Genomic DNA, 15,605 nt, shown 5'->3' with positions numbered 1-15,605 from the left:
CCGCGGCGTCTGGTACGATCTTTCGTGATGCTGGCGATGGGCTCGAGCCGGATCCAGTCTCGTCGAATCCGATCCGGCTCTGACTTGTTTGGTCGCCGCCTGACCTCTTTTCAGCGCGCCGGCATGCCGGATTCGATGATCTTGGCCCACAGCGACACGCCATAGGGCGCCGCGTCGTCGTCGAAGTTATAGGCGGGGTGATGCAGGCCGGCCGTGTCGCCGTTGCCGACGAAGATGTAAGCGCCCGGCCGCTCGTTCAGCATGAACGAGAAATCCTCCGAGCCCATCATCGGCTGAACCGCGGTGTCGACACCGCTTTCGCCGGCAATCTGCTTCGCCACGCCGGCGATGAACGAGGTCTTCTCCACATCGTTGACGGTCACCGGATAGCCGCGCCAATACTCGATCGTCGCCTTGGCGCCGAATGCGGCACAGACATTTTCCAGGATGGCGCGGACGCGGCCCTCGGCGAGGTCCTGGACAGCCGGCGACAGGGTGCGCACGGTGCCGAGGATTTCCGCCGTCTGCGGGATGACGTTGAAGGTCTCGCCGGCCTTGATCATGCAAACCGACACGACCACGGATTCGAGAGGATCGACGTTTCGCGACGCAATCGATTGCAGCGCCGTCACCACGTGGCTCGCCACCAGGATGGTGTCGATCCCGTCATGCGGGCGGGCCGCGTGGGAGCCCTTGCCCTCGATCGTGATTGAGAACCGATCGGCGGCCGCCATGATCGAGCCGGGACGCACGGCGAACTGGCCGACGGGAAGCCCCGGCATGTTGTGCATGCCATACACTTCCTGCACGCCGAAGCGCTCCATCAGGCCGTCCTTCACCATAGCGTCGCCACCCGCACCGCCTTCTTCGGCGGGTTGGAAGATCATGATGGCGGTGCCATCGAAATTGCGCGTCTCGGTCAGATATTTGGCGGCGCCGAGCAACATCGCCGTGTGGCCGTCATGGCCGCAGGCATGCATCTTGCCGGGGGTGCGCGATTTGTAGGGAAGGTCTGTCGCCTCCTCGATGGGGAGCGCGTCCATGTCGGCGCGAAGCCCGATGACCTTTCCCGAGCCGTTCGAGCGGCCGCGAATCACGCCGACGACGCCCGTCTGACCGATCCCGGTGACAACCTCGTCGCAGCCGAACGCCTTCAGCTTCTCGGCAACAATCCCGGCGGTCCGGTGAACGTCGTAGAGGAGCTCCGGATTTTCGTGGAAATCGCGACGCCAGGTGGCGATCTCATCGGACAGGTCGGCGACTCGGTTGATAATCGGCATGGATGATCCCTGGAGAATGACGCAGGGTGATACCCAAGCAGACGAACAACCAACCGGTCAATCGCAATCACGTCCGAACCGTCGTCAATGGACCGGTCGGAGGATGGCCTTCGGCCGAGTCGTGCGGAACTGGCCGCGCTCGATCGCAACAAAAATCAGCACCACCACGATGAGAGCCGTCAGCCACCAGATCTGCGCGGTGCCGACCCCGAGGCAGCCGAGCGCAAAGGCCGTCGCGAAAGCCGCCATGATGCCGGGGCCAAGGACCGGGCGCTCGCCTCCGGACGCCACGGCGGCCGAATAGAGCAAAGTCGCGCCGGCGACTGCGCCCACGAGCCCGAGTTCGTACCAGATCTCGAACAGAAGCGACGACGGTGCGGCGGCGGGAAGCAGGTTGAAGATACGCCCCCGCAGCGCTGTCTCGAGGCCATGGCCGGTGATCAGCCGTTGCGGCTCGTCCAGAATGACATGGCGCCAGACTCCGAGGCTTGAAACCAGGTTGGAATGCGGGCCCAGCAACTCGAAAGCGAGCGGATGAAGGAGAAACGGCAGCGCGGGTGCCAACAGCAATAATCCGCCCATGAGCAAAGCCGTCAGACGCGCGCCCGCGACCGGCACCAGCGCGGTGACGACGAACGCGACCGCGCCCACCGACAAGGCCTGAAGCGCCAGCGCATCGGTGGTGAAGAGGGAGCCGAGCGCTACGATCACGGCGAGGAGCAAAGCCTCGAGATTGCGCCCTCGCGAATGCAGCCACGTCATCGCGGGCCATAGCAGCAGAACCAGCAGAATCATGCCGCGATCGAGGCTCTGGCCGTCCTGGCCGACCGCCGAGCCTTCGCGGAAGAGAGCGACCATGCTCATCAGGGCCGCCATGCCGACGCCGACAGGCAGGATGTACAGGTTGGCGGAACGCATGCGATCGGGAATCGCGAGATAACCGGCCAGCGCGATGAACGCCATGGCGACGATGTTCAGCAGGCGCTCCGACGCTTCCGCTGCGAAAGGTGTCCACAGGAGCGAGAGCGCCGCCCAAAAGAGCAGGACGCACCCCGCCAGACCGGCTGGCGAGAAGATGACCGCCAGAAGCTTTTGAACAGGGGATCTGGAGCCGCCATCGAGGAAAACCGCCAGCAAAAGCAACACGACCGCAACCGGCGCCACAATCACGACCGCGCGCCGGGCAAAGAGCGCCGCGACGGGAATGGCGAAGAAGAGCAGCGCGAATCCGACCCGGCGCAACATCGCGGCCGCATCGGCGGAGGGATTGGCCGTAGAGGGCTTGGAACGGGCCATGGAAAAGGACTCACGCACTCGCAATCGAGCATTCGAGCGCGGAGACTAGTGGAGGCCCGGCACGAAAGCTGTAGGTGCCGTGCAACACATGCGGGCCCTTTTTCGGGCGCGCCAAGGCCTCACGCAGGGGCACGCTCGCGCAAGAAGTTGATGATCCCCGAAAAATCCACGCCTTCGTGGCCAGCATCGTTGAAAAGGCCATAGAGCTTCTCGGCTTCCGCTCCCATGGGAGTGGCTGCCCCGGCGGAGCGAGCGGCATCCTGCGACAGCTTGAGATCCTTGAGCATGAGGGCTGCGGCGAATCCTGGCTTGTAATCGTTGTTGGCCGGCGAGGTCGGCACCGGTCCGGGCACGGGGCAATAGGTCGTGAGCGACCAGCATTGCCCCGACGAGGTCGATGCCACGTCGTAGAGAGCCTGGTGAGACAGCCCGAGCTTTTCGGCCAGAACGAAGGCCTCGGCGACGCCGATCATGGATACGCCGAGAATCATGTTGTTGCAGATCTTCGCCGCCTGACCCGCCCCGGCCTCGCCGCAATGAACCACGCGTTTTCCCATCTGGGCAAGAATCGGCTCGGCCTTCGCGAAGGCCTCGGATGAGCCTCCGGCCATGAAGGTAAGGGTCGCGCCCTTGGCGCCGCCGACGCCGCCGGAGACGGGCGCATCGAGCGACATGAGGCCCTTCTCGGCCGCCATCGCATGGGCCTGGCGCGCGCTGTCCACGTCGATCGTGGAGCAATCGATCACCAGCGCGCCGGCTTTGACGCTGGGCAGGATTTCGGACCAGACCGAGATCACATGCTTGCCGGCCGGCAGCATGGTGATGACCACATCGGCCTCCGCCACGGCCGCGGGGGCGGATGCGGCGATCGCTACGCCGTCGGCCTTCGCGTGATCGCGGGAGACCTCCGAGAGGTCAAAGCCCATCACCCGGTGCCCGGCCTTCGTCAGATTGGCCGCCATGGGACCACCCATATTGCCGAGACCGATGAATGCGATGCTGGTCATGTGAGCGCTCCGAGTTTGGGCGAATGGCGAATAGCGAATGGTGAGTAGCGAGTGGTGAGTGGTGAGTAGGATGCTGTGAATAGTGAGCTGTGAGCGGTGAATTTGGCTGCAAACCGACTTCACTCTCTCACCCATTCACTACTCACCTCTTCGTTTCGTCCCCACTTACCATTCGCCATTCGCCACTCGCCACTCGCCATTCGCCAAATCTAGTTCCCGCGCCCGACCAGATCGCGCGCCACGATCAGGCGCATGACCTCGTTGGTGCCTTCGAGGATCTGGTGGACGCGAAGGTCACGGACGATTTTCTCGATGCCGTAATCCGCAAGGTAGCCATAGCCGCCGTGAATCTGGAGCGCGTCATTGGCGACGTTAAATCCCGTATCGGTCGCCATACGCTTCGCCATGGCGCAGAGCTTCGTGGCATCGAGCGCCTTGACATCGAGGGCAGCGGCCGCGCGCCACAAAAAGGTCCGTGCGCATTCGAGATCGGTCGCCATGTCGGCAAGCCTGAATTGCAGGGCCTGGAAATCCGCGATGCGCCTGCCGAACGCCTTGCGGTCGCCGGCATAAGTCAGCGTCTTGTCGAGAGCCGATTGCGCACCGCCGAGGGAGCAGGCGCCGATATTGAGCCGCCCGCCATCGAGGCCCGACATGGCAATCTTGAATCCCATGCCCTCGTCGGAAAGCCGGTTGGCGACCGGGACCCGCACATCCTCGAAGATGACCGCGCGGGTCGGTTGCGCGTTCCAGCCCATCTTCTTCTCGATCGCGCCGAACGAAAGGCCGGGCGCGTCTTTCTCGACAACCAGAGTTGAAATTCCGGATGGGCCGCTCTCACCGGTGCGGACCATCGTCACGTAAATGTCGGACACGCCGGCGCCCGAGATGAACTGCTTGACGCCATTGAGCACGTAATGATCGCCGTCGCGTACCGCGCGTGTCTTCAGCGCCGCTGCGTCGGAACCGGAACCCGGTTCGGTCAGGCAATAGCTGCCGATGTATTCCATGGTGCAGAGTTTAGGCAGGAAGCGCTGGCGCTGTTCGTCGGACCCGTAACGGTCGATCATCCACGCCACCATGTTGTGGATCGACAGATAGGCTGAAATCGTCGGGCAGCCTGTCGCCAGCGCCTCAAAAATCAGCGCCGCGTCGAGGCGCGTCATGCCGGACCCGCCCACATCGTCCCGCGTATAGATCGCCGCCATCCCGAGCGCCGCCGCCTCGCGCATCACATCGACGGGGAAATGCCGCTTCTCGTCCCATTCAAGCGCATGCGGAGCAAGGTTTTCCGCCGCAAAGGCAAGCGCCATGTCGCGGATGGCGATCTGATCGTCGGTGAGCGAGAACTGGTTCATGGCGTCCGATCGTGCTCCCGGATACTTGGTCTGCTTGGCAAACGACCTAGGGCGGCGAGGGCCGGGACCAAGCCCGGCCATCACATTCGACCCTACTTCATCGTCGGGATCGAGAACTCCGCGCCTTCCTTGGTGCCCGAGGGCCAGCGGGAGGTGACGGTCTTGGTCTTGGTGTAGAAGCGGATCGCGTCGGGACCGTGCTGGTTGAGGTCGCCGAAGCCCGAGCGCTTCCAGCCGCCGAAGGTGTAATAGGCCAGCGGAACCGGGATCGGAATGTTGATGCCGACCATGCCGACATTCACGCGCGAGGCGAAATCGCGCGCCGCATCGCCGTCGCGGGTGTAGATCGCGACGCCGTTGCCGTATTCATGCTCGCTCGGAAGGCGAAGCGCGTCTTCGTAATCCTTGGCGCGGACCACAGAGAGCACCGGGCCGAAGATCTCTTCCTTGTAGATGCGCATGTCCGGCTTCACGTCGTCGAACAGGCATCCGCCCATGTAGAAACCGTTCTCGTAGCCCTGCATTTTGAAATTGCGGCCATCGACCACGAGTTTCGCGCCTTCGTTGACGCCGAGATCGACATAGGAGCGAACCTTTTCCAGATGCGCCTTGGTGACCATCGGCCCGAAATCCGCCGAAGGATCGGTCGAAGGACCGACCTTCAGGCTCTCCACGCGGGGGATCAGCCGGTCCATCAACGCATCCGCCGTGGCCTTGCCCACCGGCACCGCGACGGAGATCGCCATGCAGCGCTCGCCCGCCGAGCCGAAGCCGGCGCCGATGAGGGCGTCGGCGGCCTGATCGAGATCGGCGTCCGGCATGATGATCATGTGGTTCTTGGCGCCGCCGAAGCACTGGGCGCGCTTCCCGTGGGCAGTGGCGCGGGTATAGACGTATTCGGCGATGGCCGTGGAGCCGACGAAACCCACCGCCATGATGTCGGGATCGTCGAGGATGCCGTCGACCGCTTCCTTGTCGCCGTTGACCACGTTGAGAATGCCGGCCGGCAGGCCCGCTTCCATCATCAGTTCGGCCAACCGCATCGGCACGCCGGGATCGCGCTCGGACGGTTTCAGGATGTAGGCATTGCCGCAAGAGATCGCGGGCGCGAGCTTCCAGAGCGGGATCATGGCCGGAAAGTTGAACGGCGTGATGCCCGCGACGACGCCCAGCGGCTGGCGGATAGAGTACATGTCGATGCCGGGGCCGGCGCCTTCCGAGAAATCGCCCTTCATCAAATGCGGAATGCCGGTGCAGAATTCCACCACCTCGACGCCGCGCTGGATGTCACCCTTGGCGTCCGGGATCGTCTTGCCATGCTCGCGGGCGAGCAATTCCGCCAGAGAGTCGGTTTCCTTGGCGATGAGTTCGAGAAACCGCATCATCACGCGGGCGCGGCGCTGCGGGTTGGTGGCGGCCCAGGCCGGCTGCGCCGCCTTGGCGTTCTCCACCGCTTTGCGCAGCTCGTCGCGCGAGGCGAGGGCCACCCTGCCGATGACCTCGCCGGTCATGGGTTGGAAGATGTCGGCCGAGCGGCCAGATGTTCCGGCAACGTGTTTGCCGCCGATGAAATGTCCGACGTCGCGCATGGCGTTTTCCTTCCCTTGGAGATGCTGGATTTCGCCAAAGGCTATCATTGTTAAAATCGCAGCACTATGGGTGAAATGATTTCAGTGTTGTGCGAAAACACCAATATGATTTCGCCCAGAGGTGGTCCCTTGAGCGCTTTCGATTGGAACGATCTCCGCTTCTTTCTCGCCGTCGCGCGCGCCGGGCGGCTGACCGTGGCCGCGCGGCAGCTGGAGGCCGATCACACCACTGTGTCGCGCCGGATTGCCGCCCTGGAGCACGCCTTGAAAACCAAGCTCTTCGAGCGCAGGCCCCAAGGATATTCATTGACCGAGGAAGGCGAGCGGCTTCTCGCCAAGGCGGAAACCATGGAAAGCCAGGCGCTCGCGGTGGCGAGCGAAATCGGCGGCTCCGATCTGGCGTTGTCCGGGACCGTCCGTGTCGGCGCCCCGGATGGCTTCGGGAGCTATTTCCTCGCCCCGGAGCTTGGAGCATTGGCGGAACGCCATCCCGGCCTCACCCTGCAACTCGTCGCTTTGCCGCGGACGTTCTCGCTAACCAAGCGTGAGGCCGATATCGCCATCACCCTCGAGCAGCCGACCGAAGCGCGTCTGGTGTCACGCAAACTCACCGATTACCGACTTCGGCTTTACGCGTCGCAGGCCTATCTGGAGCGACATGGGCCCATAAACGAGCCGGCGGACCTCGCGGACAAGACGCTTGTGACTTATGTGCCCGATCTGCTCTACAGCCCGGTGCTGGATTATTTCTCGAGCTTCGAGAAATACACCTCTCGGCGCTACGAATGCGCCAGCGTGGTGGCGCAGGTGGAGGCCGTGCGGGCGGGCGCGGGTCTCGGGGTGCTGCACGACTACGCCCTCCGGCCGTTCCCGGAATTGCGGGTCGTCCTGCCCGAGACGTCGTTCATGCGGACCTATTGGCTGGTGACGCACAGCGATGTCCGCTCCCTCCGGCGCGTCGAGGAGGTTCACGCGTTCATTCTCAGCCGGGTGAAAGCCAACCGGGGCTTGTTTTTTTAAGAGCTTCCCGGCTCGGTGCGACGACGTCTGCCGTTGTTCGGGCTTCACGGAGACGGCGAGAGGGGCTAAGGCTGGCCGCACCAGCGAACGGAGCTCTCGATGCCCTCCAAACTCGACCAATTGCGCGCCATGACGGTTGTCGTCGCCGATACGGGTGACCTCGATGCGGTGCGCCGCCTGAAGCCGCAGGATTGCACCACGAACCCGACGCTGCTGCTGAAAGCGGTCGAGAACCCCGCCTACTCCCACTTGATCGACGAGGCTCTGAATTGGGGCCGTGGCCAGAGCGGCGCGGCAGACCACGTGACCGCTGCCATCTGCGACCGGCTGGCGGTGGCCTTCGGCGGCGAACTGGCCGGGATCGTGCCGGGACGCGTCTCTACCGAAGTTGATGCCGATCTCTCCTTCGACACCGAGGCGACGCTCGCCAAGGCCCGCGCCCTGATCCGCGCCTACGAAGAGCGCGGCATCGGGCGCGAGCGCATCCTCATCAAGATCGCCTCCACCTGGGAGGGCATCCGCGCCGCGGAGGTGCTCCAGCGAGAGGGGATCGACTGCAATCTCACCCTCCTGTTTTGTCAGGCCCAGGCCCAGGCCTGCGCGGAAGCGGGCGTCTTTCTCATTTCGCCCTTCGTCGGGCGCATCCTCGACTGGCACGTGAAGGCCGGCGGTGGCCCCTATACGGGCGAGACCGATCCCGGCGTCGTGTCGGTGCGCAAGATCTACGCGGCCTACAAGGCGCAAGGCGTCAAGACGGTGGTCATGGGGGCGTCGTTCCGCAATATCGGTGAAATCGAGGCGCTGGCGGGTTGCGATCGGCTGACCATTTCGCCCGTGTTGCTGGACGAATTGGCGAAGGCCGAGGGCGAGCTGCCGCGCAAGCTCACGAACGAGAATGTCGCGCGGGCACCCGCCGCCCCAGTCCTTGACGAAAAGGCCTTCCGCTTCGCCCTGAACGAGGACGCGATGGCGACCGAAAAGCTCTCGGAAGGCATCCGCGCCTTCGTGAAGGATCTGCGCTCGCTGCGCGCGCTCGTCGCCAAGAGGCTCGAGACGGCAAAGGCAGCCTAACCGTCGTCCAAAAAAGTCGAAGCCCCGGAGGTCGCATTCCGGGGCTTCGTTCATCTACCGATTATCCGGCCTGCTCCTTACAGCCTGCAGCCCCAGCCGCGTGATGCGATAGGGCCCGGAATTGCTCGAAGCGATCAGGCTGCGCTGACGCAGCGACTTGAACAATTCCATCGTGCAAACAGAGAGAAGCCAACCTTCCCGGGTGAGGCATTCGATTTCGAAGATGCGGCCATCGTCATCCTTGTAATGACGAATGCAACCGCCTTGGGCCAGCACGTGGAGCACGCGCTGCCCGTCGCGGGAAACGTTCACGGGAAAAACCTGAGATTATGCGGTGTGTCAGAGAGTGACGCGCGCATGCGCGTTCGGCGGTCGTCAGCCGTTGCCCGCCTGAAAGCTGGCGGGCTTTACCGGGACTCGGTTTCTCTGCGCATAAAAACTCCAAGGCGTCGAACGCCGTCTTATACGGGCAGTCCCTTGCAATCGTCAACGCTGCGCTCGGCGCGATCAGCCCATCAAGCTTTGGTTCGCCAGCGCCTTCTCGCGAATCTGCGTCAGCGACATGCTCGGCGTGATCGCCTCCGGATCGAGCATGCAATGGAGGATCGCGGGCTTGCCTGACGCCAGCGCGCGTTCGAGTGCCGGCGCGAAGTCCGCGGTGCGCTCGACACGCTCACCGTAGCCGCCGAAGGCTTTGGCATAAGCGGCGAAATCAGGGTTTTTCAAGAGGGTCGAAGAGACCCGGCCGGGATAATCGCGCTCCTGATGCATGCGGATCGTGCCGTACATGCCGTTATCGAGGAGGATGACGAGAATCGGCAGGTCGTATTGGACGGCAGTGGCGAATTCCTGCCCGTTCATGAGGAAATCGCCGTCGCCGGCAAACACCACCACGGGGCTCTCGGGCTGCACGCGCTTGGCGCCCACCGCCGCGGGCACGCCGTAGCCCATCGAGCCGCAGGTCGGGGCGAGTTGGGTGCCGTAGCGGGTGAAGGGCCAGAACCGGTGCACCCAGGTGGCGAAATTGCCGGCACCGTTGCAGAAGATGGTCTCGGGCGACAGCGTCTTGCGCAGATGCGCCATCACCTCGCCCATCTGAAAATCGCCCGGGTGGCGGATCTTCGATGGTTCGCTCCAGGCAAGATATTCGGCGTGCGCCGCCTTGGTGGCTTCGCTCCAGGCGGGCGTCCCCGACGGCTTCAGGGTCCCCAATGCGGCAGCAAAGGGTACCGGCGATGCGTTGATGGCGAGATGCGGGCTGTAGACGCGGCCGAGTTCGCTCGGATCGGCGTGGATATGGACGAGCGTCTGCTGCGGCGCCGGAATCCCGAGAAGCGTATAGGATTGGCTCGCAATCTCGGACATGCGGGTGCCGAAAGCGAGAATCAGATCGGCGTCCTTGATCCGCGCCAGCAGCTTCGGGTTGACGCCGAGGCCGAGATCTCCAGCGTAGGAGGCATGATCCGCCGCGAAGAGCATCTGGCGCCGGAACGTGCAGGCAACCGGAAGCTGGAATGTTTCGGCAAATTGCGCGAAGTCCTTTACCGCCGCTTCCGACCAGCGGCTGCCGCCAAGCAGGACGATGGGATTTTTGGCGCCGCTCAGGAGTTTTTGCAGGTCGTCCATCTGCTGCGCGGAGGGGAAGCTCTCGACGACCTTGTAGCGCGGCGCGTCGGCGACGGCCGCCATTTCGGTCAGGACGTCTTCGGGAAGCGCGATCACCACCGGGCCGGGCCGGCCGGATGTGGCCACATGGAAGGCGCGGGAGACGATTTCGGGAAACCGCGCCGGGTCGTCGACTTCGGTCGCCCATTTGACGATGGCGCCGAACGCCGCGCGGTAATCCAGTTCCTGAAACGCTTCGCGCTCGCGCATGCCACGCTCGATCTGTCCTACGAACAGGATCATCGGCGTCGAATCCTGCTTGGCGATGTGCAGGCCCGGAGAGGCGTTGGTGGCGCCCGGACCGCGGGTGACGAAACAGATGCCGGGACGGCCCGTGAGCTTGCCGTGAGCCTCGGCCATCATCGCCGCGCCGCCTTCCTGGCGGCAGACGGTGACGGTGATCGACGCGTCATGCAGCGCGTCCAGCGCCGCCAGATAACTCTCGCCCGGCACGCAGAAGATGTGATCGACCCCGTGAACGAGAAGTTGATCGACAAGAATCTGGCCGCCGGTGCGGGAGGGCGCTGTCATGGGGACGCTCGTGGTTTGGGAGAGGGGCGAATGGCGAATGGCGAATGGCGAATGGTGAGTGGCGAGTGGCGAGCGGCGAGCGGGTGGTGAAGAGTGAGTGGTGAGGGGCAAGCTGCTGATCGCGTCAGCACTTCACCACTCACCACTCACCACTCGCTCTCACGCCTCGACGTCGAAGGTGACGCCTTGGGCGAGCGGCAGGGTCTTGCCGTAATTGATGGTGTTGGTCGCCCGGCGCATATAGGCCTTCCAGGCATCCGAACCGGCCTCGCGTCCGCCGCCGGTTTCCTTTTCGCCGCCGAATGCGCCGCCGATTTCGGCGCCCGAGGGACCGATATTGACGTTGGCGATGCCGCAATCCGAGCCCGCGCTGGCGATGAAGGTTTCGGCCTCCCGCAGATCGGTGGTGAAGATCGACGACGACAGTCCGGCGCCGACCGCGTTATGTGCCTCAACCACCTCGTCGAAGTCGGAATAGCGCATCACGTAGAGGATCGGGGCGAACGTCTCGCGCAGCACCGGTCCGGTCTGCTTGGGCATCTCGACCAGGGCAGGCTTGGCATAGTACCCGTCGGCACAGGCGCCTTCGGTATAGCGTCCGCCGCCATGGACTTTGCCGCCGGCAGCCCGGGACTCGTCGAGCGCCCGTTCCATGCCCTCGAAAGCCGACTTGTCGATCAGCGGCCCGACCAGCGTTCCCTCCGTGCGAGGGTCACCGATCCTGACGCTGCCATAAACCTTCACGAGGCTCGGCACGAGCTTGTCGTAGACGCTTTCATGGACGAAGAGGCGGCGCAAGGTGGTGCAACGTTGCCCTGCCGTGCCCATGGCGGCAAACGCGATGCCGCGCAACGCGAGATCGAGATCGGCCGACGGCGAAACGATAGCGGCGTTGTTGCCGCCGAGTTCGAGGATCGCGCGGGCGAAGCGGCTGGCAAGCTTCGGCCCGACTTGGCGCCCCATCGCGGTGGAGCCGGTGGCCGACAGGATCGGCACGCGCTCGTCCTCAACCAACACTTCGCCAACCTCGCGGCCGCCGAGGAGCACTTCACTGAGACCCTCCGGCACGCCGCCGAAGCGCTTGGCGGCGCGTTCGACGATCGCCTGAACGCCCAGCGCGGTCAGCAAGGTCTTTTCCGAGGGTTTCCACACGACGCTGTCTCCGCAGACGAACGCGAGCGCGGCATTCCACGACCAGACGGCGACGGGAAAGTTGAAGGCCGAGATGACGCCGCAGACGCCGAGCGGATGCCAGGTTTCCATCATGCGGTGATCGGCGCGCTCGGTGGCGATAGTCAGGCCGTAGAGCTGGCGTGAGAGGCCGACGGCGAAATCGCAGATATCGATCATCTCCTGCACTTCGCCGAGGCCCTCGGACGTCACCTTGCCGGCCTCAAGGGTCACGAGGCGGCCAAGGTCGTCCTTGGCGGCGCGCAGTTCCTCGCCGATCAGGCGCACGAACTCGCCGCGCTTGGGCGCCGGCACCTTGCGCCAGGCCTTGAAGGCCTCATGGGCGCGGCCAATGGCAGCCTTGGCCTCGTCCGGGCTGGTCTCACGCACATGCGTGATCACCGCACCCGAGATCGGCGACGTGGCGGGGCGGCCCGAGGTCGCAAAGGCGCTGTCCGGAACGCCGAGGCGCTTCAGGATGGCGCGGGCTTCATCGGCCGCAGGCGCAGGCGCGGCGGCAACGGTCTTCAGGACGGCTTGGTCACGCGCGGACATGGAAACTCCCGGTCATCAATGGCGTTTTAGGCTCAAGGCGGAGCCATCCGCCGTTCGCCAAAGCTAGAACAGCAAAACGGCGGCACGATGTTGTGCCGCCGTCTTTAAATGATATCAGGCGACCGCGTCGAGACGCTTCTTTCCCGCAACGTCAACATCTTCGAGAAGCTCGCCCGCATAAACCCGGCCGAACCGGTTGGCGAGGAACGTCTCGAGCCCGACCTCTTCCTGGCGAACGAAGCCCTTCTGGGGCAATTTGCCCGCCACCAGCAGGTCGAGCATGGCGCAGATTCCGGCCGCGGTGGTGACCTGAATGGCGGTGCGCAAAGTGCCGGCGACCTTCTGGCCGTAGATCTTGCGGGCGTAGGTTTCCTGAACGTGGCGGCCCTCGCGCTCGCCCGTGACGGTCACAAACACGATCACCATGTCCTGCATCGTCGCCGGCACGGCGTGCTCGAGGATGTCCTTGAGCACCTCACGGCGGTGGCTGAGCTGGAGATCGTTCAGGAGAACGCGCATGAGCGCGCAATGGCCCGGATAGCGAATCGTCTTGTAGTTCAGGCTGCGGACCTTGCCGTCGAGGGTCTCGCAGAGGGTGCCGAGGCCGCCCGACGTGTTGAAGGCCTCGAAGCGTGTGCCGTCGAGAGAAAATTCCTCGAGCTCTTCCATGGCGGGAACTTCGCGGAGCTTGCCTTCGACCACGGCCTCGCAACGCTCGATATACTCGTTGATCACCCCGTCCGTGCTCCACGTGAGGTTATATGACAGGGCGTTGGAGGGATATTGCGGGAGTGCGCCGACGCGCAGGCGAACGGTATCGAGCTTGTCGAACCGGCTCGCAATGTCGTGCGCCGCGATGGAAATGAAACCGGGGGCGAGGCCGCATTGCGGAATGAGGGCCGTCGTGGCGTCCTCCGCCAGTTCCTTGACCATGCGGGTGGTCGCCACATCCTCGGTGAGATCGAAATAGTTCACCCCGTTGAGGCGGGCGGCCTTGGCCACGTGGCCGGTCAGGTGGAACGGAGCGGCGCTGAGCACCGCGTAATGGCCCTTGAGCGCCGCCTGGAGCGCGACCGCATCGGCGAAATCGAGCTGAACCGTCTTGATGCCCGGCGTGCCGACCGCCTTCAGCGCCGCCGCCGAACTGTCCGCAACCGTGACCGCGTAATCGCCGGTCTCATGAAGCATGTCGGCGATGGTGGAGCCGATCTTGCCGGCGCCGATGACGAGAATTGAATGCATGTGTGGCTCCCAAATGATCAGAGGAGAAAACGCCGAGCGCTTGCAGAACGCCATAGACAGGTTGACGGAAAGCCGGATAGGTTTCGGCGTATTGCCATCCGGATTGGACGAAGTGATGCTTGATGCGACGGATCGCGCCCTGATCGCGCTTCTCCGGGAGAACGCCCGCATCGGCCACGCCCAGGCCGCGCGGCGCCTCAACCTTTCCCGCACGACCGTTCAGGCCCGGGTCGAGAGCCTTGAACGGCGCGGCGTGATCGTCGGCTACACCGCCCGGCTTTCCGAAGAGATCAGCCGCCGCATGGTGCGGGCGCACGTGACCATCGTGGTGGCGCCCAAGGCATCGGCTGGCGTCGTCACCGCATTGCAAAAACTGCCGGAATTGCGTGCGCTTCATTCTGTCGCCGGTGTTTTCGACCTGCTGGCGGTGGTAGAGGCTGAGGACGTTCCCTCACTCGATGCGGCGATCGACCGGATCGGCGCGATCGAAGGCGTCGAACGCACGCAATCCTCCATCATCCTCTCAACGAAATTCGAACGATGACCCTCACAAACACCAATGCGGCCGATGTCGTGATTGTCGGCGGCGCCGTCATGGGCTCCTCGACCGCCTATCACTTGCTGGCCGACCCGGATTTCCAGGGGCGGGTCATCGTCGTCGAGAAGGACCCGACCTATCAGCTCTCGGCATCCGCCCTGTCGGCGGCATCGATCAGGCAGCAATATTCAACCGCCGTGAATATCCGGATTTCCCTCTATGGCATCGGATTCTTGCGCCACATCGGCGAGCATCTGGCGGTCGATGACGAAAGACCGGAAATCGACCTGAAGGAGGGCGGCTATCTCTATTGCGCCACGTCGGCGGGCGCGCAGGTGCTGCGGGAGAACCAGGCGCTGCAGGCGGCCGAAGGTGCGGATATTCTCCTGATGGATCCGGCCGGATTGAAAGCCCGGTTCCCGTGGTTGAACACCGAGGATCTCGAGGCCGGAACCTGGGGCCGCTCGGGAGAGGGCTGGTTCGATGGCTGGGGCCTGCTCCAGGCGTTCCGCCGGAAGGCGCGGTCGCTCGGTGCGGAATACGTCAAGGGAGAGGTCGCGGAGATCGAACGGGAGGGCGACACCGTCCTGGCCGTCCGCCTCAAGGACGGCACACGAATCGCCTGCGGCGCGCTCGTCAATTGCGCCGGGTCCGGCGGACGGGAGATCGCAGCCTTGGCCGATCTTCCGATTCCGGTTCAGGCCAAGCGCCGATACGTGTTCACCTTTACCTGCCGCGACAAGGTGGAGAATTGCCCGCTCCTGATCGATACCTCGGGCGCCTATGTGCGGCCGGAGGGCGAAGGGTTCATCTGCGGCGCATCTCCGGACGCGGATGGAGACCCGGACTGGCACGATTTCGATGCGGCGAGCCAGGAGATCGACTTTTCGTTCTTCGAGGAATTCATCTGGCCGTCTCTCGCCCATCGGGTGCCGGCCTTCGAGGCGATCAAGCCGGGCCGGGCCTGGGCCGGCCCGTACGACATGTCGCTGCTTGACCACAATGCGATCATCGGTCGGGCGGGGCGGTTGACCAACTTCTACCTCTGCAACGGTTTTTCCGGCCACGGATTGCAGCAGGCGCCGGCCATCGGGCGCGGCCTGTCGGAGTTGATCGTGCACGGCCGATACCGCACGCTTGATCTCTCGGATCTCGGCTACGAGCGGGTGCTGGCGAACCGTCCGCTGCTCGAACGCAACGTCATCTGAACAATGTTTCCACAGGACAAAGCGCGCAGAGGCGATTCCGTCTTCGGGCGTTAAGTCTGTGGGAGGAAAGGGCTT

13 protein-coding genes are annotated in these 15,605 nt (G+C 64.2%); 4 read left to right on the top strand and 9 right to left on the bottom strand.

Annotated elements, in window-relative coordinates:
- Nucleotides 1-110: 110 nt before the first annotated feature.
- The 5 genes from FEZ63_RS04530 to FEZ63_RS04510 form a co-directional block, all read right to left on the bottom strand.
- Complete coding sequence (locus tag FEZ63_RS04530; RefSeq protein WP_150942445.1) at nucleotides 111-1,280, bottom strand: M20 aminoacylase family protein; 1,170 nt, start codon at nucleotides 1,278-1,280, stop codon at nucleotides 111-113.
- A gap of 84 nt (nucleotides 1,281-1,364) precedes the next feature.
- On the bottom strand, nucleotides 1,365-2,576 hold the full coding sequence (locus FEZ63_RS04525; RefSeq protein ID WP_150942444.1) for a peptide ABC transporter permease: 1,212 nt from the start codon (nucleotides 2,574-2,576) through the stop codon (nucleotides 1,365-1,367).
- Nucleotides 2,577-2,695: 119 nt separating this feature from the next.
- Entirely contained in the window at nucleotides 2,696-3,718 is a 1,023-nt protein-coding gene (mmsB, locus tag FEZ63_RS04520) for a 3-hydroxyisobutyrate dehydrogenase (protein ID WP_150942443.1), read from the bottom strand.
- Nucleotides 3,719-3,792: 74 nt separating this feature from the next.
- Nucleotides 3,793-4,941: an isobutyryl-CoA dehydrogenase gene (locus FEZ63_RS04515; RefSeq protein ID WP_150942442.1), complete on the bottom strand. Its 1,149-nt coding sequence runs from the start codon at nucleotides 4,939-4,941 to the stop codon at nucleotides 3,793-3,795.
- Between the two features lie 92 nt (nucleotides 4,942-5,033).
- On the bottom strand, nucleotides 5,034-6,530 hold the full coding sequence (locus FEZ63_RS04510) for a CoA-acylating methylmalonate-semialdehyde dehydrogenase (protein WP_150942441.1): 1,497 nt from the start codon (nucleotides 6,528-6,530) through the stop codon (nucleotides 5,034-5,036).
- Between the two features lie 129 nt (nucleotides 6,531-6,659).
- Between FEZ63_RS04510 and FEZ63_RS04505 the strand changes: the two genes are divergently transcribed.
- Both FEZ63_RS04505 and tal read left to right on the top strand, forming a co-directional pair.
- Nucleotides 6,660-7,550: a LysR family transcriptional regulator gene (locus FEZ63_RS04505; protein ID WP_244622637.1), complete on the top strand. Its 891-nt coding sequence runs from the start codon at nucleotides 6,660-6,662 to the stop codon at nucleotides 7,548-7,550.
- A 99-nt stretch (nucleotides 7,551-7,649) separates the two neighbouring features.
- Nucleotides 7,650-8,621 (top strand): transaldolase, encoded by a 972-nt coding sequence (tal, locus tag FEZ63_RS04500; RefSeq protein ID WP_150942439.1) that lies wholly within the window; start codon nucleotides 7,650-7,652, stop codon nucleotides 8,619-8,621.
- A 54-nt stretch (nucleotides 8,622-8,675) separates the two neighbouring features.
- On the opposite strand, the gene FEZ63_RS04495 is transcribed toward tal, so the two are convergent.
- The 4 genes from FEZ63_RS04495 to FEZ63_RS04480 form a co-directional block, all read right to left on the bottom strand.
- The gene (locus FEZ63_RS04495; protein WP_150942438.1) at nucleotides 8,676-8,933 is read right to left on the bottom strand and encodes a YjhX family toxin; all 258 of its coding nucleotides are present in this window, start codon (nucleotides 8,931-8,933) and stop codon (nucleotides 8,676-8,678) included.
- Between the two features lie 195 nt (nucleotides 8,934-9,128).
- The gene (locus FEZ63_RS04490) at nucleotides 9,129-10,817 is read right to left on the bottom strand and encodes a thiamine pyrophosphate-binding protein (RefSeq protein WP_150942437.1); all 1,689 of its coding nucleotides are present in this window, start codon (nucleotides 10,815-10,817) and stop codon (nucleotides 9,129-9,131) included.
- A 159-nt stretch (nucleotides 10,818-10,976) separates the two neighbouring features.
- The gene (amaB, locus tag FEZ63_RS04485) at nucleotides 10,977-12,542 is read right to left on the bottom strand and encodes an L-piperidine-6-carboxylate dehydrogenase (protein ID WP_150942436.1); all 1,566 of its coding nucleotides are present in this window, start codon (nucleotides 12,540-12,542) and stop codon (nucleotides 10,977-10,979) included.
- Between the two features lie 114 nt (nucleotides 12,543-12,656).
- Nucleotides 12,657-13,784, bottom strand: a complete 1,128-nt coding sequence (locus FEZ63_RS04480; RefSeq protein WP_150942435.1) for a saccharopine dehydrogenase family protein — start codon at nucleotides 13,782-13,784, stop codon at nucleotides 12,657-12,659.
- A gap of 115 nt (nucleotides 13,785-13,899) precedes the next feature.
- Between FEZ63_RS04480 and FEZ63_RS04475 the strand changes: the two genes are divergently transcribed.
- Both FEZ63_RS04475 and FEZ63_RS04470 read left to right on the top strand, forming a co-directional pair.
- The gene (locus FEZ63_RS04475; RefSeq protein WP_150942434.1) at nucleotides 13,900-14,328 is read left to right on the top strand and encodes an Lrp/AsnC family transcriptional regulator; all 429 of its coding nucleotides are present in this window, start codon (nucleotides 13,900-13,902) and stop codon (nucleotides 14,326-14,328) included.
- Complete coding sequence (locus FEZ63_RS04470) at nucleotides 14,325-15,530, top strand: NAD(P)/FAD-dependent oxidoreductase (RefSeq protein ID WP_150942433.1); 1,206 nt, start codon at nucleotides 14,325-14,327, stop codon at nucleotides 15,528-15,530. The genes FEZ63_RS04475 and FEZ63_RS04470 overlap by 4 nt, the downstream gene beginning before the upstream one ends.
- Nucleotides 15,531-15,605: the final 75 nt, after the last annotated feature.

The organism is Microvirga brassicacearum, assembly GCF_008757455.1.
Lineage (GTDB): Bacteria > Pseudomonadota > Alphaproteobacteria > Rhizobiales > Beijerinckiaceae > Microvirga > Microvirga brassicacearum.
This window is presented reverse-complemented; position numbering and strand designations above follow the sequence as displayed.

What these genes read in the sequence shown, in the direction of transcription:
- FEZ63_RS04530 (WP_150942445.1), bottom strand. Translation starts at nt 1,280, where the DNA reads ATGCCGATTATCAACCGAGTCGCCGACCTGTCCGATGAGATCGCCACC.
- FEZ63_RS04525 (WP_150942444.1), bottom strand. Translation starts at nt 2,576, where the DNA reads ATGGCCCGTTCCAAGCCCTCTACGGCCAATCCCTCCGCCGATGCGGCC.
- mmsB (WP_150942443.1), bottom strand. Translation starts at nt 3,718, where the DNA reads ATGGGTGAGAGAGTGAAGTCGGTTTGCAGCCAAATTCACCGCTCACAG.
- FEZ63_RS04515 (WP_150942442.1), bottom strand. Translation starts at nt 4,941, where the DNA reads ATGAACCAGTTCTCGCTCACCGACGATCAGATCGCCATCCGCGACATG.
- FEZ63_RS04510 (WP_150942441.1), bottom strand. Translation starts at nt 6,530, where the DNA reads ATGCGCGACGTCGGACATTTCATCGGCGGCAAACACGTTGCCGGAACA.
- tal (WP_150942439.1), top strand. Translation starts at nt 7,650, where the DNA reads ATGCCCTCCAAACTCGACCAATTGCGCGCCATGACGGTTGTCGTCGCC.
- FEZ63_RS04490 (WP_150942437.1), bottom strand. Translation starts at nt 10,817, where the DNA reads ATGACAGCGCCCTCCCGCACCGGCGGCCAGATTCTTGTCGATCAACTT.
- amaB (WP_150942436.1), bottom strand. Translation starts at nt 12,542, where the DNA reads ATGTCCGCGCGTGACCAAGCCGTCCTGAAGACCGTTGCCGCCGCGCCT.
- FEZ63_RS04480 (WP_150942435.1), bottom strand. Translation starts at nt 13,784, where the DNA reads ATGCATTCAATTCTCGTCATCGGCGCCGGCAAGATCGGCTCCACCATC.
- FEZ63_RS04475 (WP_150942434.1), top strand. Translation starts at nt 13,900, where the DNA reads ATGCTTGATGCGACGGATCGCGCCCTGATCGCGCTTCTCCGGGAGAAC.
- FEZ63_RS04470 (WP_150942433.1), top strand. Translation starts at nt 14,325, where the DNA reads ATGACCCTCACAAACACCAATGCGGCCGATGTCGTGATTGTCGGCGGC.